The organism is Streptomyces sp. NBC_01335 (assembly GCF_035953295.1).
GTDB lineage: Bacteria > Actinomycetota > Actinomycetes > Streptomycetales > Streptomycetaceae > Streptomyces.
Genome location: NZ_CP108370.1, coordinates 6,750,561 through 6,772,391, shown reverse-complemented (window position 1 = coordinate 6,772,391; position 21,831 = coordinate 6,750,561). Strand labels below are relative to the sequence as shown.

General features: G+C 70.9%; 17 protein-coding genes. 2 read left to right on the top strand and 15 right to left on the bottom strand.

What is annotated here, in order from left to right; genetic code table 11:
- Nucleotides 1-157 precede the first annotated feature (157 nt).
- Entirely contained in the window at nucleotides 158-817 is a 660-nt protein-coding gene (locus OG599_RS28930; protein ID WP_327178901.1) for a response regulator transcription factor, read from the top strand.
- 75 nt (nucleotides 818-892) lie between these two features.
- Here OG599_RS28930 and OG599_RS28925 read toward each other — a convergent pair whose 3' ends face one another.
- From OG599_RS28925 to OG599_RS28900, 6 genes are all read right to left on the bottom strand, one after another.
- Nucleotides 893-1,258 (bottom strand): response regulator, encoded by a 366-nt coding sequence (locus OG599_RS28925; protein ID WP_266711468.1) that lies wholly within the window; start codon nucleotides 1,256-1,258, stop codon nucleotides 893-895.
- Nucleotides 1,259-1,430: 172 nt separating this feature from the next.
- The gene (locus tag OG599_RS28920; protein ID WP_327178900.1) at nucleotides 1,431-2,498 is read right to left on the bottom strand and encodes a helix-turn-helix domain-containing protein; all 1,068 of its coding nucleotides are present in this window, start codon (nucleotides 2,496-2,498) and stop codon (nucleotides 1,431-1,433) included.
- 451 nt (nucleotides 2,499-2,949) lie between these two features.
- Entirely contained in the window at nucleotides 2,950-4,173 is a 1,224-nt protein-coding gene (locus tag OG599_RS28915) for an MFS transporter (RefSeq protein ID WP_266711464.1), read from the bottom strand.
- A gap of 204 nt (nucleotides 4,174-4,377) precedes the next feature.
- Complete coding sequence (locus OG599_RS28910; RefSeq protein WP_327178899.1) at nucleotides 4,378-5,232, bottom strand: alpha/beta fold hydrolase; 855 nt, start codon at nucleotides 5,230-5,232, stop codon at nucleotides 4,378-4,380.
- A 118-nt stretch (nucleotides 5,233-5,350) separates the two neighbouring features.
- Nucleotides 5,351-6,076 carry an alpha/beta fold hydrolase gene (locus OG599_RS28905; protein ID WP_327178898.1) on the bottom strand — a complete coding sequence of 242 codons (726 nt, stop codon included), beginning with the start codon at nucleotides 6,074-6,076 and terminating at the stop codon, nucleotides 5,351-5,353.
- Nucleotides 6,077-6,653: 577 nt separating this feature from the next.
- Nucleotides 6,654-7,079, bottom strand: coding sequence for an SsgA family sporulation/cell division regulator (locus OG599_RS28900; RefSeq protein ID WP_327178897.1), 426 nt, complete (start codon nucleotides 7,077-7,079; stop codon nucleotides 6,654-6,656).
- A 526-nt stretch (nucleotides 7,080-7,605) separates the two neighbouring features.
- Here OG599_RS28900 and OG599_RS28895 point away from each other — a divergent pair.
- Nucleotides 7,606-8,634: a helix-turn-helix domain-containing protein gene (locus OG599_RS28895; protein WP_327178896.1), complete on the top strand. Its 1,029-nt coding sequence runs from the start codon at nucleotides 7,606-7,608 to the stop codon at nucleotides 8,632-8,634.
- Here OG599_RS28895 and OG599_RS28890 read toward each other — a convergent pair.
- From OG599_RS28890 to OG599_RS28850, 9 genes are all read right to left on the bottom strand, one after another.
- On the bottom strand, nucleotides 8,583-10,112 hold the full coding sequence (locus OG599_RS28890; RefSeq protein ID WP_327178895.1) for a helix-turn-helix domain-containing protein: 1,530 nt from the start codon (nucleotides 10,110-10,112) through the stop codon (nucleotides 8,583-8,585). The two genes, OG599_RS28895 and OG599_RS28890, sit on opposite strands and share 52 nt — an antisense overlap.
- A 274-nt stretch (nucleotides 10,113-10,386) precedes the next feature.
- Nucleotides 10,387-11,364 (bottom strand): hypothetical protein, encoded by a 978-nt coding sequence (locus OG599_RS28885; RefSeq protein WP_327178894.1) that lies wholly within the window; start codon nucleotides 11,362-11,364, stop codon nucleotides 10,387-10,389.
- Nucleotides 11,365-11,545: 181 nt separating this feature from the next.
- The gene (locus OG599_RS28880; RefSeq protein WP_266711451.1) at nucleotides 11,546-11,983 is read right to left on the bottom strand and encodes a universal stress protein; all 438 of its coding nucleotides are present in this window, start codon (nucleotides 11,981-11,983) and stop codon (nucleotides 11,546-11,548) included.
- A gap of 73 nt (nucleotides 11,984-12,056) precedes the next feature.
- Nucleotides 12,057-12,902: a fumarylacetoacetate hydrolase family protein gene (locus tag OG599_RS28875; RefSeq protein ID WP_327178893.1), complete on the bottom strand. Its 846-nt coding sequence runs from the start codon at nucleotides 12,900-12,902 to the stop codon at nucleotides 12,057-12,059.
- Between the two features lie 43 nt (nucleotides 12,903-12,945).
- A complete protein-coding gene (locus tag OG599_RS28870) occupies nucleotides 12,946-15,873 on the bottom strand; it encodes an FAD-binding and (Fe-S)-binding domain-containing protein (protein WP_327178892.1) in 2,928 nt (975 codons plus the stop codon).
- Nucleotides 15,874-16,054: 181 nt separating this feature from the next.
- Nucleotides 16,055-16,930 carry an alpha/beta fold hydrolase gene (locus tag OG599_RS28865; RefSeq protein ID WP_266711445.1) on the bottom strand — a complete coding sequence of 292 codons (876 nt, stop codon included), beginning with the start codon at nucleotides 16,928-16,930 and terminating at the stop codon, nucleotides 16,055-16,057.
- A gap of 303 nt (nucleotides 16,931-17,233) precedes the next feature.
- On the bottom strand, nucleotides 17,234-17,500 hold the full coding sequence (locus tag OG599_RS28860) for a WhiB family transcriptional regulator (protein WP_327178891.1): 267 nt from the start codon (nucleotides 17,498-17,500) through the stop codon (nucleotides 17,234-17,236).
- Nucleotides 17,501-17,613: 113 nt separating this feature from the next.
- A complete protein-coding gene (locus tag OG599_RS28855; protein WP_327178890.1) occupies nucleotides 17,614-19,356 on the bottom strand; it encodes a pyruvate dehydrogenase in 1,743 nt (580 codons plus the stop codon).
- A gap of 116 nt (nucleotides 19,357-19,472) precedes the next feature.
- On the bottom strand, nucleotides 19,473-21,803 hold the full coding sequence (locus tag OG599_RS28850) for an FUSC family protein (RefSeq protein ID WP_327178889.1): 2,331 nt from the start codon (nucleotides 21,801-21,803) through the stop codon (nucleotides 19,473-19,475).
- Nucleotides 21,804-21,831: the final 28 nt, after the last annotated feature.

Sequence of the window (21,831 nt, the reverse complement as noted above, 5' to 3'; positions counted from 1 at the left end):
GGAGGGAGACGGGTTCAACGCGTGTGGCCGGCAGACGGCCGCACCTGCTCGTACCCGCGCCACCAGGGCTTTTGGCCGAAGCGGCACGCGTACGTGCCGACTGCCCGAGCACCCTGACGGGACGAAGCCCGCCGGGTGCGGGCCTTAGGATTCGTTCATGAACCAACCATTGCGGGCGGTGCTGGGAGAAGACCAGCCGATCATGCGCGAAGGCATCGCGGCCATCCTGCGCATGGCGGGCATCGACGTGGTCGCGGCCGTCGACAACGCGGTGGACCTCGTGCACGTCGCCCAGAAACACCTCCCCGACGTGGTGATCACCGACATCCGGATGCCGCCGGATCTGGAAGCGGACGGCTTGGTGGCCGTCCGGAAGATCCGCGCCGCGCGACCGGAGACCGCCGTCATCGTCCTGTCCCAGTTCCTCGACGCCTCCTACGCGCTCGACCTGGTCGGGGACGACCCGAGCGGCGTGGGCTACCTCCTGAAGGAGAAGGTGGCCAGCCCTCGGATCATCATCGACGCCGTCGAGCGGGTCGTGGCCCGGGAGTCGGCACTCGACCCGGACGTCATCTCGGCGCTCCTGGGTCGCAAGCGTCCGCAGGACCCGCTGGCCGCGCTCACTCCGAAGGAGCGGCAGGTCCTGGCCCTGATGGCCGAAGGCCACTCCAACACGGGGATATCGAAGCAGCTCTTCGTGAGCGTCGCGGCCGTGGAGCGGCACGTGACCGGCATCTTCCTGAAGCTGGGGCTGGGTCAAGGGGCGTCCGGACAGCACCGTCGGGTGCTGGCCGTGCTGCGCTACCTCGGGCAGTAGGCGACGGCCGGCAGCGGGACGGACGGCGTCGCGGCGAGCGGCCGGGCGGGGCGAGGCCGCTGCCCTGGACGGACCTCAGGGCGCGGACGGGGTGAACAGACCCCGCAGATCGGCGTCGAACAGCTTGTCCTTGGTGACGAAGGACACGATGCCCGCACGCACCAGCTCCTCCCGCGACATGCGCAGCTTGTCGGTGGAGGTGAGCACCACCAGGGGCCCGTCGTTCTCCTCGGCCAGCTGCCGGGCCACAGTGAGACCGTCCATGTCGGGCAGGTGCAGGTCGAGCAGCAGACCGTGGGGGCGATGTGCCCGCACCGTGGCCAGGGCGGAGGCGCCGTCGGCGGATACCGCCACGACCCGCAGGCCCCGTGACATCAGCAGTGTGGTGGCGATGCGCCGGAACCCGGGATCGTCGTCGACGACCACGATATTGATGCCCATGATTTCATCTTGCACAACGCCGGGGCGACCGGACATGGGGTGATCCCTACAGTTTTCGGACCACCGCTCGGGCGCCTTCGCAAGGGAGTCGCGGCGATCGCCCGGAATGCCGGGGCGGCCTCGGGAAGGACCGCTCGGCGACACGGGCCGGGTGGCGGGAGACGGCCGGAGATCAGGCCGCCTCGGCACCGGTGCCGTACCCGGCGGGGCGAAGGTCCGCGCTTCTCGACAGCGGCCCGGGGGTGGCCTCGTGCTCTCCGGCCCTACCGGGCGATGCCGGCGCCCCGGTCTTCTGACGGGCCAGACGCCGCCACTCGGCCGGGGAGATGTCGTAGGTCGTCCGGAACGCACGGCTGAAGTGGGCGGCGCTGGTGAACCCCCATCGGCGGGCCACCGCGGAAACGGTCCGGCCGGATGCTGTGCGGCTGGCCAGTTCGCAGCGGCACTCGTGGAGACGACGGCGCTGGACCCACCGGCTCACCGTGATGCCCTCATGCTCGAAGAGCTTGTGCAGGTACCGGACGGAGATGTTGTGGACCCGAGCGATGGATCCGGGGGTCAGATCCGGATCCCCGAGGTGCCGGTCGATGTACTCCTGGATCCGGCGCGTCAGGTGCTGCGCGGCCTCGGGCCTGTCGTCGGCCGTCCGGTGCAGTTGCTCGCCCGCCAGGACGCAGATGAGGTCGACGACGTTGCGCACCAGCGTCTCACCGGTGCCCGGGGGCAGGGTCGGTGCCGTGTTCACCAGTTGCGTCAGCAGCAGCGACAACAGGGAACCCGAACGACTGTCCGGACGGACGGGTGTTGCCGTCAGCCGCCGTAGTTCGTCGTCCCGCAGGCTCAGGAGCCATCGCGGCACGACGAGGCACTTCGCCTGGTGGGCGGGGGAGAAGTCCATGCTCAGCGGGCGAGTCAGGTCGCAGAAGGCGGTCGCTCCGGGACTCACCCGGGTGCCTCCGTCGCCTTGGTCGACGAGGACGGTCCCCTCGGTCGGTGTCACCACGATCAGGGAGTCGTCGAGGTCCGCGGCGGCCGACCGGGCCGACCGGTGTATGCGCATGGCCTCGCCCTGAACGGTGATGGCGCGCACCGGACCGAGCTGGGAAAGTCTGAGTGTCCCCCGGCACTCACCGTGGGGGACGTCGACGTCCACCGAGGGGAACATGCGCGACACGGCATCCTGCCAGTAGGCCGGTCTCTGGTGGATGGGCACCGCGTCAGTGGTGCAGAGGGCTTCCATCAGCTCTCTCCTCGTTCCGGGTGATGCCGCGTCCGACGCCACGTTCTCGTTTTCTCGGCCTGTGGGCCTTCCGCCACCCTGCCAAGTACTACGGGGTCCGCACCTCACACGAATGTGCTATCTGCCCTGCGTACGAGGTACATGGGGATGCCGCACCGCTGCCGCCCTCGCGCGGGCGGGGGCGACGGCCGCCCGACGGCAAGGGGGCGGACACGGCCGAGGGGCGGACACGGCCAAGGGGGCCCGCCACCACCTCGCTCCGGAGGCCCGGGCGCGGGCGCGGGCGCGACGGCGTGGCCGTTGTCAGGGCGCGACCGTGTGCCGGCGGGGTGTCCACGACGTGTTGGGCCGTGTCTGACACCGCCCCCCGGCGGGAATGGTCAGACACGGCCCAGGCGGTACGTCGCACGAGGAGTTCGCCGGTCCGGATCATCCGCGCTCCCGGCGGCTGTCAGCCGGTGACACCCTGCCGCGGCCGCCGTTCGAAGGCCCAGTAGACCAGGGCGAGCAGCGGCAGGGCGGCGCCCAGCACGGTCGGTCCGTTCCAGCCGTACCTCTCGTAGACGACCGTTCCGAGCTGGGAGCCGATCGCGCCACCGGTGAAGAAGATCGCGATGAAGACGCTGTTGAGACGGGAACGGGCACCGGGGTCGAGGGCGTAGATGGTGTGCTGACCGAGGATCAGCGTGGTCTGCACCGCCACGTCGACGAAGATCGCGGCGAGGGCGAGCAGCACGATGCTGTGTCCGCCGAAGCCAGCGAGGGCGAAGGCCAGTGCCGCGACCACGAGAGCGATGCCGGTCGCGGGACGCGCGTGTCCCCGGTCGGCCCAGCGGCCGGCGAGCGGGGCCACGGCGGCACCCGCGGCGCCGACGAGGGCGAAGACGCCCACCCCGATCGCGGAGTAGTGGAAGCGGGGCCCGGTCAGGACGAAGGAGACAGTGGTCCAGAAGGCGCTGAAGACGGCGAACATCGCCGCCTGGTACAGACCTCGGCGCCGCAGCATCGGGTGCGTGCGCAGGAGCTGGAAGGTGGAGCGCAGTACGTGGTGGTACGGGGACGAGGTGGTGGGCGCGTGCTGCGGCAAGGACACGCGGAGCGCCACCGCGAGGAGGGCCATGAGGACGGCGGAGCCGAGGAAGACGACCCGCCAGCCGGCTATGTCGGAGATCAGGCTGCTCAGCGTGCGGGAGAGCAGGATGCCGGTGAGCAGACCGCTCATGACCCGGCCCACGACGCGTCCCCGGGCGTGGTCGGGCGCGAGGTTCGCCGCGAACGGCACCAGGATCTGTGCGACGACCGAGGTGGCTCCGCCGACCAGTGAGGCGGCGAGCAGCACGGGGAAGTTCGGGGCGAGGCCGGCCACGACGAGTGCCGCGGTGGTGATCGTCAGCAGGACGGTGACGAGTTTCCGCTTCTCCAGCCGGTCACCGAGCGGCACCAGGAAGAGCATGCCGACCACGTAGCCGACCTGGGTGAGCGTGACGAGCGCGCCGGTCGTCGCCGTGGGGACGCCGAAGACGTCGCTCAGCGAGGACAGCAGGGGCTGTGCGTAGTAGAGGTTGGCGACCGTCAGGCCGCTGGCCACGGCCAGGAGGGCGACCAGCCGGCCGGGCACGTCCGGGGCGGGGTTCGTCGTCCGGGACGGGGCGGGGAGCTTGCTTGTGCTGGACATCTGCACCTTCTTTCGTCACTCGGCTGCAACCGGCGCCCCGGGCCGCCCCTTCCTCAGCCGTCGCCATGATCGGCGATGTCTGTTGTCACCACGACAGACGAGGAGGGGCAGCAGGCGGTGCGTCCGCCCCGGGTCACCCGGGGCGCCGAGCCGGTGGCGTCGGAGGGCGGGGCTGCCGCCGGGGGCTGTACGTCCGGTGTGGGGTCAGTGGGCGGCGCTGACGGCGTGCGCGGCCTTGTCGAGCAGATCGGCGACGGCACGCGGGTCGCTCACCGGGACCGCGTGCGGGGCGTGCACGGTGATCGTGTGCGCCTTGGCCCGCGCGGCCATCCAGCGCTGTGCCTTCGGCGGGATGTTCCGGTCCTCGGTGGCGATGAGGTACCAGGTGGGCAGCTTCTTCCAGGCCGCCGCGGTGGCCGGTTCGTTCAGCGCCGCCACGGTGATCGGGCGCTGTCCGACGGCCATCGTCCGGGCGGTTGCCTTGGCGACGCCGGCCGCGAACTGCTGGGGGAACAGATCCTGCCTGATGACCAGCTCGTCGCCCAGACCGCCGCCGGGCAGCGGGTACTTCTGGACGACGGTGGTCCCCGCGAGCGAGCTGCCCGGGTACCTGTCGCTCAGCCCGGCGGCGCTCTCGCCGACGTCCGGGACGAAGGCCGCGATGTAGACCAGCCCCTTGACCTGGGCGGAACCGACCGCGGCACGGCTGATGACGGAACCGCCGTAGGCGTGTCCCGCCAGCAGGACCGGGCCGTCGATGCCGTCCAGGACGCTGCGTACGTAGGCGGCGTCACCGGCCACGCCGCGCAGCGGGTTCGGCGGAACCACGACGCGGTGGCCCTGACGCTGGAGCCGCTGCACCACGGGAGTCCAGCTGGAGGCGTCGACGAAGGCGCCGTGCACCAGCACGATGGTGGGCAGCTGCTCCTTCGGCTCGGGCACCCTGGCGGCGGCCGAGGTCTTCGAAGGGGCGGCGTGGGCGATGCCGGTGGCCCCGAGGGCGGCCGCACCGGCCACCGCGGAAAGGGTCATGGTGCGGCGCGAGATCGATGTGTTCATCGTTGTCTTTCTGCTCGGGACGGCTTGCGAACCGTGCCGGAAGAGGGCCTGAGGAGCAGGCCGGAAGAGGGCCTGAGGTCCGGAGGAAGAGCCGGAGGAAGGGGTCCGGAAACACGGACTACTTGGAGGTGGCCTCGATGGCTTCCTCGATGAAGGCCGCGACCTTCTTGGGGTGGGCGAGCATGACCAGGTGCGAGGAGTCGACCTCGATGGTGGTCATGCCGGCACGCTCGTAACCGAAACGCTCGACGTCGGGGTTGATCGTGTGGTCCGAGGACGACACCAGGCCGAAGGACGGCTTCGTCTTCCACGCGGCGGCCGGCGCGACGTCCGCGAACGCCTGCGCGGCCAGCGGACGTTGTGAGACCGCCAGCGCCTTCGCCAGTTCCGGATCGACGTCCGCCGCGAAGATCGCCGGGAACGCGTCGACCTCCACCGACACGTCCGTACCCGGAGTGTCCGAACCCTCGATCGGGAACGGCGAGTACACCAGCGCCGCGGCCAGATCCGAGTCCGGGAACCGGCCCTGCAGTTCGCCCAGGCTCTCGCCGACCTCCAGCGCGTAGCCCGACAGGTAGACCAGGGCCTCGACGTTCTCCTCCACGCCGGCCACCGTGATCACGGCGCCGCCGTAGGAGTGACCGACCAGCACCACCGGTCCGTCGATCTGACGGACCACCGAGGCCACGTACGCGGCGTCCCCGATCAGGCTGCGGTTGGGAACCGCCGGGGCGACGACGTCCAGTCCCTTCTTGAGCAACTCGGGTATGACGGCGGAATAGCTGGACGCGTCCGCGAACGCACCGTGCACCAGGACAACGGTCGGCTTCTCTGCATGCGACATGATCGGGCTCATTCCTCTTGCTGGACGGTGGGACGGGTCGGTTCCGGGGGCTCGGGGCGCACCACCGGGCCGGCGGCTTCCGGATCCGGTGCCGTGACGGGCGACGCCCGCCCGTCGGTGAGCGGCGTCCGGCGTGTGCTGTTCGGTGTGCCGGGGGGATGTCCTCGTACGGGACGCACGAGCCCGGGCTTTCGGCCGGTGCGGCGAGCACGCGTGCCGGGCGTGGCGACGGGACGAGCTCCGCCTGCGGCGGCGTCGGCGCAGGCGGGGCCTGAAGTCGCCCGGTCCCCGTGACGGGGCGGTACCGATCGGTTGGTGTGTGCCCCGGCCCTCGGCTTCCCGGGCCTGCTTCGGCAACGGGACCTTCCGAGGTGAAAGCCGCGAATGCCGAGATGAACGTACCCATCGCACCAGAACGGGACTTGTCTCTGCGCGTCTTGTGCGTTGCCCCCGAGCGCCACGACGGTGAGGAGGCCGTGGCCCGTTCCGGGCGCGGCGGCGCACGGCAGGTTCTCCAGGGAGGTGAACGCGCCGGTGGGTGCGCGCTCGGGAGTGACCGCTCCGCGCGCGTCGCTCTTCAGTCGCTGCGGCCCGTGAGCTGTGCGAGTCCGCTGTCCACGTCGACGTACGCGCATTCCGTCCCCGGCGGCACCAGCCGGCCGGCGCTGTCCAGGAAGCGCGCGACTTCCGGCACCGGCAGCTCGACCAGGGCGGCTCCGGCGCGGGACCGCAGGACCACGCGCAGGGTGTCCGGAAGCCAGGGGTGCCGGGGCAGGACCAGCACGTCTCCGGCACCGCTCGGCCGGCGCATCCCCTCGACCAGCAACGCACGGGCGAACGTCCAGACAACCGGTCCGTCCATGGTCGCTCCCAAGGAGAGACGGACGGCATAGGGATCCGTCGGGTCGTAACGGAGCCGGCTGGGCAGCGGAACCCGCCGGTCCTCGGAGACGCTGACGAAAGCGGTGACATCGCACGTGACCGATGTGAGCGATTGGCTCATGTGGGCTCCAGAGAAGCGACTGAGTGGTTTCCTGTCCGCCACCCTAGGAACACGGACACGAAGCGCCTTGTCGCTCTGCGCATCCACCATTGCTTCTGGAAGTACGGTGACGGAACGCGTACGCGGAGGGCGGCGCCCATCGGCCGGCTGCCCCGACTCCGCCACCGGTCCCGCGGAGCACCTCGCGCGTACGGCCGCCGCCCCGCGCCCAGCGGCCTTCGCCGCGCGAGCGGCTCCCGCACTCCGGTCCCCCGGACCTGGTGGAACGCCTCCGCAGGCAGGACCTGGCGCCTTTTCTGCCTGCTAGGTGCCTGGAGTCGCCCGCTGTCGGCGGCTTTGCTGGTCAGGACGGGGAAATCGGCCACGACCCCGCTGTCCGGCCCCCGTCGGGAGGCTCGCCCGAGGGCGCTTGCGTACGCGCAGCCTGCCTGTTCGACGTCCTCACCAGGCGCCGGACAACCGCCCGGTCCGTGCGTGCCACGGCTGGGAAGTTCCGGCCCATGACTACGTTCGACAGGAGAACCGGATGAGCCCGGTGTTGCTGACTTCCCTCAAGCGCGAGGAACAGGGCCTCGCGGTCCGGCACGACACGGTGGACCGGAATCCGGTGCCCGTGACAGTCGTGCCGCACGGCACTGAGCCTTTCACCGGGCGGATCGTCACCGAGCGTGTGGGGGCCCTGCGGACGTCCACCGTCGAAGCCGGCGCCCGACTCGTCAGGCGGACGAAGTCCCACATCGAGCGGTCCCCGGAACGGCTGATGGCTGTCGGTGTCCAGACGACCGGCCGGACGGTCCTCGTCCAGGCGGGCCGCCAGGTCACCGCCGACCCGGGTGACCTCTTCGTCTACGACACCTCACGCCCGTACTTCCTCGACCACCCGGAACACTTCTCCGTCCACGTGGTCTACATCCCGCGCCACGCGCTGGCCCTCTCGGACGAGGCACTCGACAGCATCGCCGGCACCGCGTTCACGACCGGTCAGGGCTGCGCCGCGGTTCTGAAGCCCGTCCTGACGATCGTGGCCACCTCCGCCCACACCTGCTCGGCCTCCACCACGAACGGTCTGGTCAACGGTCTCATCGATCTCTTCGCCACCCTGGTCGCGGAACGGCACGAGGGGCCGGCCGAGGGAGCCGCGACCACCCGGCACCATCTGGTGCGGTGCGTCCGCAGGCACATAGACGAGAATCTGGGCGACCCCGCCCTGTCCCCCGAGTCCGTGGCACGGGCGCACCACATCTCGGTGCGCTATCTGCACCGGCTCTTCGAGGACGAAGGCATCACCGTCGGCAGGCTGATCCAGCGGCGTCGGCTGGAGAGGTGCGCGTACGAGTTGGCCCGGCGCGGCCGGACCATGCCCACCGTGTCGGCCGTCGCGCAACGCTGGGGCTTCGTCAATCCCGCTCACTTCAGCCGGGTGTTCCGCGGCGCCTACGGCCTCTCCCCCCGCGAATGGCGCGCCCTGCGTCACCAGAGCGGCGCGACGACGCGTACGGCGGATCAGCACGCGGGCACGGAGGTGACCGATCCTTTCCGGCAGTCGGTCCGGTGACTCCGCAGGCGGTCGGCCGGTCCGTGCCCTGCGCCGGCAGCCGGTCGTGTCCCTCCTCCGCGGAGAGCGGTGACATCCTCCTGCCGGACGGTGGACGGGGCCCCGTGGCCGGGCTCGTACCAGCGGTCCGCCGCCCCCGTGGTCCGGAGCGGCCACTCGCGCGCGCCGCTCCGGGCGCACGCGATGTCGCCGGGGGTCTCCTCGGCGTGCAGCCTCGTCCGGGCGTAGAGCCGCAGCAGGTCGTGCAGCCGGTACCGGTCGCCCGCGACGCCCAGCAAGCCCTTCTCCACCAGTTCCTCCAGGGTGTCCTCCGCGTCGAAGAATCCCTGCCCGGACAAGTGCGCGGCCACGGCCGTGGAGACGTCCGGGCCCGGGAGCACGGCGAGCAGCCTGAACATGCGGGCGGCTTCCTCGGTGAGCTGCCGGTAGGAGAGGCCGAACGCCGCGGACACGCGCATGTCTCCGGCGTCGAGGACCGCCAGGCGGCTGTCGTCGGGGGCGAGCCGCTCCGCCAGCCGCCGCACCGACCACGTCCGGTGCGTGGCGAGCAGGCTCCCGGCCAGCCGGAGCGCGAGCGGCAGACGGCCGCAGTACCGGGCGACCTCTTCGAGCTCGGCGGCGTCGGTGGCCGACGCGCGTTCCCCGTCGATGAAGGTGCTCAGCAGGGACGCGGCCTCGCGCGGCGAGAACCCGTCCAGCGGCAGACGGTGCACGCTCTCCAGGCCGGTGAGCAGGCGTCGGCTCGTGACCACCACGATTCCCTTGCCGGAGCCGGGCAGCAGCGGACGCACCTGTGCCTCGTCACGCGCGTTGTCGAGGACGAGTACGAACCGCCGCGCCGCCAGAGTCCGCCGGTACAGCTCGGGGTGCCCCTGCGCACCCACGTGCGTCAGCTCCTTGTCGGTGACCCGCAGAGCCCGCAGCACGCCGATCATGAGCCCGCCCGGATCGGGCGCCTGTTCGTCCAGTCCCCGCATGTCGACCACGACCTGCCCGTCGGGGAAGTGGCCGGCCAGCCGGCGGGCCGCCTCCAGCGCCAGCGTCGTCTTGCCCGCTCCGGGCGGCCCCGAGACAGCCACGATCGTCGGCTGTGCGTCCGAGCCGTCCGGCGCCCGGCCGCCGGACATCCGCTCCGCCAGTTCCTCAAGCCGTGCCAGCTCACGCCGCCGCCCCACGAAGTCGGGTATTTCCCCAGGTACGGCGCGCACACCGACAGGGGTGTACCCGTCGCTGCGGCCGGCGCGGGCCGCGCCGAGCAGGCGCTGCCTCCCGGACCCGGACAGTCCCAACCCCTCGGCAAGAGCGGCCGCCGTACGCGGCCGTGGCACCGCCCGTCTTCCTCGCTCCAGGTCACCGATGGCGCGGACGCTCACCCCCGAGGCTTCCGCCAGACCCTCGATGGTGAGTGAAGCCTCCCGTCGCAGCCCACGAAGCGTGGCTCCGAAATCCGGCGTGCCTCCCGCCCTACGCACCGGCATTCAGCATTCCCCCCAGAACTCGCGACCACGCCCTCACTCCCGAACCGTGCAAACACCGTAGGGCAGATCGAGCCGGGACCACCACGCCCGGAGCGCACGCGGCCGCCTCGGTGCGCTCCGGGTCAACGAGTCGGGCGCTCTCCGTCAACGCGGGGCCGCGCTCCCCGCTCGTGAAGGGCGCACCCGGCGCGTGGGCCCTCCGTGACGCACGCGTACGGCCCCGTACCCGTCCCGGAGTCGGGAGGGGTACGGGGCCGCATGCCGGCGGACCGGCCTACCGGTGTGCCGCGGTCCGCACCGCGAGCAGGTTGGGATCGTTGTTGGTGAAGTACGCGCCGCTGGCGATGTAGGCGGTGGTGCCCCGCACGGCGAGCGACGTGGGGTTCTCGATTCCGTCCGCTCCCGTCAGCACGGTGGTGTGACGGCCGCTCGGCTCGACCAGGGCGATCTCGTTGTCCGCGTTGATCGCGGCCAGGAGAGTGTCACCGGAGCCGGTGAACGCGAAGTCGTCGATATTGATCAGGCCGGTCGCACGGGTCCGGACGGTTCCGGCGGTGCCCTGCCGGGTGACCGGTATGCGCAGCACGGTGCCCTTGTCGAGGTTGGAAACCCACACCGAGCCCTCGTGCACCTTGATGCCGTTGGCTCCGAGGAATCCGGCGGCAGCCAGTTCGGGGGCGGTGCTCCACCGCGTGGGGGCGCCCCCGGTCACGGGCACGCGCCAGACGGTGCCCAGGACGGAGTCGGCCACGTACAGGCGGCGTCCGCTCTGGTCGAGGGCGAGTCCGTTGGGCAGACCCTCCGCGGGAAGCGCGGCGACGCGATGCGGGGTTCCGCCGGGGCGCAGGCTCCACACGCCGGTCAGGTCCCTGCTGCCGGTGGCGTAGAGGAAGTACAGGGTGCCGTCCTGAGCCCGGACGATGCCGCCGAGGAACGGCTGCGACAGAGCGGGAGTGACGGAACCGGCCGGAGGAGCGGGCAGGGTGGCGAGGATCCGCACCGTACCGTCCTGGGCGATCCGGGCGATCTGACGGCTGTACGCGAAGGTGACCACGGCGCTGCCGCCGGGTTCCAGGGTGATGTTCTCGGGACGCTGCCCCTCGGTGATGTCGAGGTGCGCCACGAAACGCACGTTCTGCTGCGGAACCGCGGCGGAAGCCACGGACGCGGGCCCCGCCATGGTCACGGCGGCGGCCGCCGCCATGACCGAGGCCAGAAGGCCGGCGCGCGTTCTCGTCCTGAGCTGGGACATGGATTCTCTTTTCTTCGCACGTCGGGTCACGGAGACCGCGACGCGACGTGCCGGGTCGTCGGGATGTGAAGAGGTTCTGGTTCGGCCCCTGTCGGGCCGGTTCACGGGGCGGGGGCGGAGCGCTGTTCCTCCGCTGCCGCCTCGACGGCGTTCGGCGCGGCGCAGGAGCACCGCGGCCGGCTCACCGACGCTCGCCCTCGCCGTCCCCGGGCGTCAGGAGTACGGCGATGCTGCTGTGGTGAACCACCGCGTCGCTGACGCGTGGGTTGAACAGGGCTGCGAACAACCCGTGCCGGTGGGGGCTGAGGACCAGGAGATCCGCCTGGAACTCCTCGGCGGCGGAGGAGATGGTGGCGGCTGTCCGGGTCGTCAGGGCGTTCACGACGGCACCCTCGGCGTGGATGCCGCCGTCGCGCAGCGTGGTGACGGCTTCGTCGAGGACGGCCTTGGCTTCCGTGTCCTCCTCCAGCGGAACCACTGCGGCGAAGGAAGCCGCGGAGGCCACGACGTGCAGAACGCTGACCTCGGCCCCGGTCAGCCTGGCCATGTCACCGGCCAGACGTACGGCAGAACGACGGGCCGGACTGGAGTCGATGGCGACGAGAATGCGATGGAACACGAACTTCCCTATCTCTCCGGATGTGTGGACGGCGTCGTCGCGACCCACGAGGCATGGGCGACGACGCCGGGGGTCACGCGGACAGCAACCGCTGACGCAGTTCGCCGATGCCCTGGATCGAGCTGATGAGTTCGTCGCCCGCCCGGAGCCACCGCTGCGGCGTGCGGCCGAGGCCGACACCCGACGGCGTGCCGGTGTAGATGACGTCCCCGGGTGACAGCGGCAGCACCGCCGACAGCTTGGCGAGGAGAGCCGGAACGGAAAAGATCAGCTGCCGGGTGAAACCGTGCTGTACCTGCTCACCGTTGACGCTGCAGGTGAGTTCGAGGTTGTCCGGGTCGTCGAACTCGTCGGGGGTGACCAGGCAGGGGCCCATGGGCGAGAACCCGGGGTAGGACTTCGCGAGGCCGAACTGGGGCGCGGGACCGCTCATCTGCAGGACGCGCTCCGAAAGGTCCTGCCCGACCGTCAGGCCGGCCACGTGGTCCCACGCGTCCTCCTCGCGCACCCGCCGGGCGGGACGGCCGATGACGACGACCAGTTCGACCTCCCAGTCGGTGTTTCCCCCTTCCGGCAGCACCACGTCGGTGACGGGTCCGCTGATGCTGCCGGCGAACTTGGTGAACACCGGTGGCATGCCTTCGGGGGCGCCGTATCCGGCCTCGGCGACGTGCTCGCGGTAGTTGAGGCCGATGGCGAACAGCTGGCGCGGCGCCGGCGCCGGTGCGCCGAGATCGGCCGGGTCGAAGGGGGTGCCGGTGCCGAGGGCCGCGTCGGCGGCCCATGCCCGGAATTCGTCCCACCGTTCGAAGATCGCCTGCGGGTCGGCGGAGAATCGGTGGTCGCTGGCTTCGTGCACGTCCACGGCCCGCTCGCCCGTGACGAGGGCCAGCCGTCCGGACAGGTTGGCGATACGCATGAGGTTCTCCTGTGCTGGCTTCAAGAAAGGGGGGCGGTTGTGGTCAGACCGGCCGGGTGACGCGTTCGAGGAGCAGCAGGACCGACTGGTAGGGGCGGCCCGTGACGTGCTCCATGCCGATCTCGCAGGTGCGGTTCGCCGAGAGGTAGGCGTCGTAACTGCCCGCCAGGACCTCTTCTGCCTCGTGGGCGGTGGCCGACTCGGTCAGCTCCTTGTGGAGCATGCCGCGGTCTCCGGCGAAGCCGCAGCACTCGGCGTAGACCGGGACGCTCACCTCGTGGGCGACGAACGCGGCGAGTTCGTCGAGCTGCTCCACATCGCCGAGGTGCCGCATCGAGCACGTCGGGTGGATGACCGCGCTGTCGATCTTCGTGAACGCGGTGAGGTGCGGCAGCAGTTGGCCGGCGGCCCAGACCAGGGAGTCGACGACGTCGAGCCGCTCGTGCTTGCGCCTGTTCTCCGGCGTCAGGTACGGGACGATCTCATGTCCGATTCCGAGGGTGCAGGAAGAGGCGTCGACCACGAGGGGCAGCCTGCCGCCGTCCGTCCACTCCCAGGCCCGCTCGACGGTCTGGTTGGCCATGAACGTGTTGCCGTCGTCGTATCCCTTGGAATGCCAGATGGTCGCGCAGCAGGAACCGGCCAGGTCCGGGGGTACCCAGACGGGGAGGCCGGCCCGTTCGGAGAGCCTGACGACGGCCTCCGGCAGCGGGAGGTCTTCCCCGCCCTCGGGTCCCGCGAAGATCCGGTTGACGCAGGCCACGAAGTAGACGGCGGCGGCGCCCTCGCGCCGGGTCCGGGGCAGGTGCGCGGGAGCCGGAGCGGGGATCGCGCTGATCCACTCGGGCACCAGATCGGAGGTGACCACCTTCCGGGCGAGGGTGGTGGCGCGGTTGAGGAACCGGTCGTCGACGTGTTCGGCTGCGCCGAGGGCGACGCGCACCGACGATTCCACGGCTCCGAAGTGTTCGGCGACCCGTTCGGCGTTCCGTTCGGCGAGATCGCCGTGCCGCTGGTGCCGGAACCCCTTCATCATCGCTCCGGTGTCGATGCCGACCGGGCAGGCGATCTTGCAGGTCGAGTCGCCCGCGCAGGTGTCCACGGCGTCGTAGCCGTACGACTCCAGCAGGCTGTCCGTGACGGGCGAGTCGGCGGGCTGACGCATCATCTCGCGTCGGAGCACGATCCGTTGCCGGGGTGTCGTCGTCAGATCACGGCTGGGGCAGACCGGTTCACAGAAGCCGCATTCGATGCAGGGGTCGGCGACGGCCTCGATGGTGGGGATGGTCTTCAGGTGCTGGAGGTGGGCCCTGGGGTCCCGGTTCAGCACCACCCCCGGCGCGAGCACGCCGTGGGGATCGAACGCCTGCTTGACCCGCCACATGATCTCCGTGGCCCGGGGGCCCCACTCCGCCTCCAGGAACGGGGTCATGTTCCGGCCGGTGGCGTGTTCCGCCTTGAGGGAGCCGTCGAACCGGTCGATCACCATGGCGCAGAACTCGTCCATGAACGCCGCGTAGCGCTCGACGTCGTCGGGCCGTGCGGCGTCGAAGGCGAGCAGGAAGTGCAGATTGCCGTGGGCCGCGTGGCCGGCCACGGCGGCGGTGTAGCCGTAGCTCCGCTGCATCTGCGCCAGTGCCTCGCACGCCTCGGCCAGGCGCGAGGGCGGCACGGCGAAGTCCTCGGTGATCAGCGTCGTGCCGGTGGGCCTGGCCTTGCCCACGGCTGTCATGAACGCCTCGCGGGCGTGCCAGTAGGTGCGTACCACGCGGGGGTCGGTCACGAAGCTGTTGGTCACCGAAGCCACCGGCGCCACCAGCTCCAGTCCCCTGACCACGTCCGCGGCGGCGCGCCGGTGGGAGAGGTGGTCGTCCTGTGTGGCGGCGCGGAACTCGACCAGCAGCGCGGCGGTGTCCTGCGGCAGATCCCGCCAGTCGTCAGGGACTCCGTGCACGTCGGCGCAGGCGCGCAGGGTGTTGCCGTCCATCAGCTCGACCGCACGGGCTCCGGCGTGGTTGAAGAGCGGCACGGCGGCGGCAGCGGCGGGCAGGCCGGGAAAGAACAGGAGCGCCGTGTACGTCGTCCTGTCCAGCGGGACGGTCTCGAAGACGGTCTCGGCGATGAAGCCCAGGGTTCCCTGGGAACCGACCATGAGGCCCCGGAGAATTCCCACGGCGTCGGAGCCGTCGAGAAAGGCGTCGAGCCGGTAGCCGCTGGTGTTCTTCAGCTCGTACTTGGTGCGGATGCGCGCCACGAGCGCTCTGTCGCTCCCGATCTCGTCCTTGAGCGTCAGCAGGGCCCTGCACAGTTCCGGTTCCGCCGCCCGCAGCAGGGCCTCGGCGTCCGGGGCGGCGGTGTCGACCACCGTGCCCGAGGGCAGCACCGCGGTCAGGGAGGACAGCAGCCGGTAGGAGTTGCGGGTGGTGCCGGCGGTCATGCCGGAGGCGTTGTTGGCGACGACGCCGCCGACGGTGCACGCGCTGGAGCTGGCCGGGTCGGGGCCCATGAGCCGGCCGTGCCGGGACAGTGTGATGTTGGCCCGTCCCACCGTCGTACCCGGCTTGATCCGCGCCCTGTTCCCGCCGTCGAGGACCTCCAGGCCGGTCCAGTGGCGGCGTACGTCCACCAGGATGTCGTCTCCCTGGGCCTGACCGTTCAGGGACGTGCCGGCCGCGCGGAAGACCACGTGGCGGCCGTTGTCGCGGGCGAACCGCAGCACGGTGGCCACGTCTTCGACCGTCTCGGCGATGACGACCACGCGAGGCACCAGACGGTAGGGGCTGGCGTCGGAGGCGTATCTCACCAGGTCCGAGATCGTGTGCAGTACCTTGTGCGCGCCCAGCTCGGCGACCAGGGCGTCCCGCAGGCCGTCCGGGCTGCCGGACGCCCGGTCGTCGGCGACCCGGTCGACGGACGGTCTTTCCGTCGTACGGGGTCGCAGCGTCTCCGGCTTGGGATCGAGCAACGGCATGGGGTGCTCACTTCCTTCCGTGTCGTGGGTTGGGGTCGTGGGGCGGCGATGGTTCCGTCCCGCGGCGGACGGAACCGCCCGGCCTCTTCGGACGCCGCCCCACGGACTCCGTCTCCGCCACGGGCAGTGCCCGGGGCGTTCCTCCTCGCGTCGGGCTTGCCGGCGAAGGAGGGGAGGCCGTTCAGCCGCTCCAGCCGTCCAGGAAGGCCAGGAGCTCGGTGTTGACGACCTCGGGCTGCTCCTCCTGGCAGAGGTGACCGCACTGCGGGATCGCGACTCCGCGCACGTCCCGGCCCATGCCCTTCCACACGTCGAGCACGTCGTAGGCCTCTCCGACGGCTTGGAAGTTCTCGCCCCAGATCGTCAGCACCGGGCATTCGATGAGCCGGTCCGCGTCCTCGCGGTCCTGGGCCACGTCCTGGGAAGCCGCCCGATAGTCCATGCACGAACCACGGACCGCCCCCGGCTGCCGGTAGGCGCGGACGTAGACATCGATCTCCTCCGCCGACAACATGTCCGGGTTGTAGGACCAGTTGCGGTAGAAGTGCGTCAGCCAGGCTTCCTCGTTGCCGGCGATCAGGGCTTCGGGCAGGTCGGGGACCTGGAGGAAGGTGAAGAACCAATAACCCTGCCGCGCGAGGGCCACGTCGTAGGTGTCGGCGATGACCCTGGTCGGGATGTTGTCCATGGCGACGAACCGGTCGATGCGGTCGCGATGGTCCTTCGCGAACCTCGTCCCCACGCGGGCCCCGCGGTCATGGCCGATCAACGCGACCTTCTCGTGGCCGAGATGGTCCATCAGGGCGGCGACGTCGTTGGCCATGGTCCGCTTGTCGTATCCGGACGCCGGTTTCTCCGTGTCTCCGTACCCGCGCAGATCGGGGGCGATGACCGTGTACTTCTGCGCGAGCACCGGAATCTGCTTGCGCCAGCCGTACCAGGTCTGCGGGAAGCCGTGCAGCAGATAGACCGGTGGGCCCTGGCCCGCGCTGACCCAGTGCTGGTTGATTCCGTTGAGCACCGCTGTGTGGTGCGTGATGTCCGTGGAAACTGTCATGGCGGTTCTCGGCTTCCTGGAGAAGGGGATTTCGGGTCGATCCGCGCACCCGGTGGAGAAACTCCTCGACGGCGCTTTCCTCGGCCCCTGGGGGTGTTTGCCGGGACCGACGGGGGTGCCGGGCCATTCAGCCGATGCGGCACGGGCCGGGAACACCGGGATCAAGTCTGCGTGGAGAGCCGGGACTCGGATTAACCGAGCGTGCACGCCTTCGATTCCGTCAGCGCCCTCGTCCCGGGACGGAGGACAGCCCTTCGGCCACTCGGTCCCGGGGATGTGGTGGCCGCGCGGACAACCGCCGGATCATCCGCCCCGTATCCGGTCGCGGCGCTCCCGCTCGGTCATGCCGCCCCAGACGCCGTACTGCTGCCGGGACGCCTCCGCGAAGGACTGGCAGTCGGATTTCACCGGGCAGTCCAGGCAGACGACGCGGGCGCCTTCTTCCCTGCGCCTGCGCAGATTTCCCCGTTCGTCCGAAGGGGAGAAGAAGACGGATTCCTTCATTCCCCGACAGGCCGCTTCGGCTTGCCATTCCCAGACTCGAAGAAGCGGCTTGGTATGCGATTTCACTGTTTCTCTCTCCTGAAGGCTGTCCCGTGATCCGGACGTGCGCGGCGTACGGGACGACGGGACTCCGGACGCTCAAGGACGTTGCCGTGCCGCCGCTCGGCGCGCTCCGGCGTTCACGGACGCGGGATGTTGCGCAGATTGGTGCGGGCGAGGTGGACCATCCGCCCGACTCCCCCGGTGAGGACGGTGCGGCCCGCGGACAGGGCGAAGCCACTGACCTGTTCGACGGTCGTCCTGGGTGGGACGGCGAGCGCGTCCGGGTCGGTGACCACGTCCACCAGGGCCGGCCCGTCGTGGGCGAACGCCTCGCGCAGGGCGCCACGTACGTCCGCGGGGGACTCCACCCGGATGCCCCGAGCGCCTGCGGCGGTGGCGATGGCCGCGTAATCGGTATGCGCGTACGTGGTTCCGTGCGGGGGCAGACCGTCGACCATCATCTCCAGGTCGACCATGCCGAGGGAGGAGTTGTTGAAGACGACGACCTTCACCGGCAGGCCGTACTGCACGAGGGTGAGGAAGTCCCCCATCAGCATGGAGAACCCGCCGTCGCCGGAGAGGGACACCACCTGCCGCCCCCGGTCGAGGAACTGGGCACCGATCGCCTGGGGCAGGGCGTTGGCCATCGAGCCGTGCACGAAGGAGCCGAGTATGCGGCGCCTGCCGTTCGGGGTGATGTAGCGGGCCGCCCAGACACAGCACATGCCGGTGTCCACGGTGAAGACCGCGTCGTCGTCGGCCACTTCGTCCAGAACGGACGCCACGTACTCGGGGTGGATCGGGGTGAGCTTCTCGACGTCGCGGGTGTAGGCGCCGACCGCCCTCTCCAAGGTGTGGACATGCTTGTCCAGCATCCGGTCGAGGAATCGCCGGGACTCCTTCTCCCGCACGACCGGTGTCAGGCACTTCAGCGTCTCGCGTACGTCCCCCCAGACGGCGAGGTCCAGCCGTGTCCGCCGGCCGAGCCGTTCGGCCTGGATGTCGACCTGCACCGTCTTCACACCGCGTGGCAGGAACGACGAGTACGGGAAGTCGGTGCCGAGGAGGATCAGCAGATCGCATGCGTGCATCGCCTCGTAGGCGGCGCCGTACCCGAGCAGTCCTGACATGCCGACGTCGTACGGATTGTCGTACTGGATGTGTTCCTTGCCGCGGAGCGCGTGGCCCACCGGGGCCTTGATCTTCTCGGCGAAGGCCATCACCTCGGCGTGCGCGCCCTCCACGCCCCTGCCGCAGAACAGCACGACCTTCTCCGCCGCGTCCACCATCTCCTTGAACGCGGCCAGTTCACGGTCGGGGGGCCGGACGGACGGCCTGTCCAGCGGGATTGCCAGCTCGTTCCCACCGGTCGGTGCGTCCTCGTCCGCGACGTCGCCGGACAGGGCCACCACCGACACTCCGCGCCGGCCCACGGCGTGCTGGATCGCCGTCTGCACCACCCGGGGCATCTGGCGGGGAGTGGAGATCAGCTCCGAGTAGTGGCTGCACTCCGCGAACAGCCGGTCCGGGTGCGTCTCCTGGAAGTACCCGGTGCCGATCTCCCCGCTGGGTATCTGCGCGGCCAGGGCGACGACCGGCGCCATCGACCGGTGCGCGTCGTACAGCCCGTTGATCAGGTGCAGGTTGCCCGGCCCGCAGGAACCCGCACAGGCGGCGAGCCGCCCGGTGAGCTGCGCCTCCGCACCGGCGGCGAACGCCGCGACCTCCTCGTGGCGCACCTGGACCCACTCCATGGACCGGTGCCGCCGGATCGCGTCGACCACGGGGTTCAGGCTGTCGCCCACCACTCCGTACATGCGACGTACACCGGCACGGGCCATGAGATCGACATACTGCTCGGCGACACTCTGCTTGTTCACTGCACTCCTCACACCGGCCGGTCGTACGGACTGAGCCAGGCTAGGAAGCACACAAAGGGTTGATTTGCCCTTCAGCGCACCTCCCCGGATCGTGGAGCGCACAGTCCTCGGCCCGCTCAGACGCGCCGGGTGTGCGGGGGCCGCCGTCCCCCGACGGTGCGCCCCGTCGACACGTTCCTCCGGTGGCGCAGTGCCGCGGCCGTCCTGGCCGGACCCACGACCGATGTCTGGAGCTGCTGGGCCACATCGATGTGGTCGGCGGTCCAGATCGTCCTGATCACCGTGCTCGCGCCCTGCCCGCGGCCTTCGACGAGTGCACGGCTCACCATGGCGATCAGGTGTCCCTCCGCGGTCTCGTCCCGGGGCAGCTTCTCGGGCACTTCGCCGAATCCGGAGAGTGCCCGCGCCGCTTCCTGGTACCACCGGCAGACCCGCAGCCCGGCCCGGAGGACCTCGGCACGCGCCGCGGTGTGCTCGTCCGCCGGCCCGGTGTCGTCCCGCTCCCAGAGTTCGAGGACGGCGTCCGCGGTCAGCCGCAGTACGGCCACCGCTGTCATCAGGGCGGACACGTCCGCCGGCGTCACGTTCTTCGTGCCCCGTTCGGCGAGGAAGCCGCGGAAGGCGTCGTCGAGGCGCCGGGCCGCCGCTGCGGCGTCGCGCCGCGCGTCCTCGGGCGTGGGGGCGGACCGTGCGGGCGCGCCCGGCGGGGCGAGTCCGTACTCGATGGAGCGGCGCAGATGGCCGGCGCTCTCCTCGAACGCCTCGGCCAGCGCCTGGCCGAGGGCTGCTCCCGCCCCCCGCGGCCAGAACAACAGGCCCACACCGACACTCACGGCGCAGCCGAGGACGATGTCCTCGAACCGTACGAGGCCGATCGTCCAGCCCTCCGGAGCGATGATGTTGAACATGATGAGGAGCGCCGCGGTGAACCCCGCCTGACCGGCGGCGAACGAGATGGCCGCCGGGGCCAGTCCGGTGAACACGATGGCCGGCGGGAGCAGGACCCAGAACATCGTGGTGTCCGGGCCGAGGACGAAGATCAGTCCGCTGCCCACCACGATGCCGACCAGAGTGCCCAGCAGAGCGCGCACCGCGTTCTGACCGGTGAGCAGGGCGTTGGAGCGCAGGACGGCGATGGTTCCGGAGACCATCCAGAACGAGTTCTGTACGCCGGTGCACCCGGCCAGGAACACGGCCAGGCCGAGGGCGACGGCCCCGCGGATACTGTTGTGCAGCCAGACGGAGTGCGGCTCGATGTGGGCGCCCGCTCGTTCCTGAGCCGCCGACAGGGCGGAGGGGACGCCCGCCGGCCGGCGCCCGAGTACACGCTCCCACCACCGGCGGTCCCGTGCGGCGACGACCAGCTCGACGCCCTCCGAGATCGAGTGGATGGCAGAGCTCATCTCCTGGGCGCGGAAACCGGGTTCGAGCGAACCGATGAATCCGGCGACGGCCGGCCCTTGGGAGCGCGCGTCCGTGGCGCCCACCGCGGGCAGGCTGTGCAGCACCGCACGCTCCATGACCACGCGCGTGTCCCGCAGCCGTTCCCGGGCCAGCCGCAGACCCTCGACGTCGCCTTCGAGCGTCCTCAGTTGGTCGGCTCCGCGCCCCAGCAGACCGGCGGCCGCCCTCATGACCTCGCACACCGCCGCGTCGGGCGGCGCGGCGGGACCGCTCAGCGACTTCCGCACCAGGATTTCTTCCAGCCGTACCACCTCGTCGACCATGCGGACGAGCATGCGGGTCGCCGTGGTCAGACCGGTCGGCCGGTACGGGGAACCGAAGAACGACGTGCGCAGCGCGCCCACCGCGGCGGCGGATGCGGCCACCCGTGCTTCCAGGGCCTCGCGGCTGTCGGCCGTGGAGCCCCACGCGCAGTCGACCTCGGCGCGCAGCCGCTCCGCGAGCAGGGCGCAGGCCCGCGCCATCGCGTGCCGCAGCGGCTCCCTGACGGGTGCCGGCCACAACAGGGCGATCGCCGGCAGGGACGCGGCACCCGCGATCAGGTATCCGGCCAGACGGTCGGGGAGTGACGACACGGGGCCGGGGAGCATGACCGCGAGGCTGAAGACGGCCAGCAGTGAGTTCGCCGTACCCGCGATCACCGAGCTGACGACGCCCGAGAAGAGCACGCCGAATCCGACCAACGCCATGGTGAGGGCGGCCTGCCACCCGGGTTTCGCGCACAGTGTCCCCAGGCAGACCAGCGCGGCACCCAGAACGACGAGCGAGGCCTGCGCGGCGAGCCGTTCGGGCAGCGGCCCGCCGAAGTCGACGAAGAGCAGGAGGGTGATCGATCCGAACGCCGAGAACATCGCCACCGTGGGGTTGCCGATCACCTCGACGCCGAGCGCGAAGAGTGCGGGCGCCACGATTCCGGCACGGCACGACCGGCGCAGTGCGGCCAGCCCCGCGTCACGGGCGCGCAGCGAGTGCAGAACGGTCACGGGCGACTCCTCGGGCGGGCGTCACAGG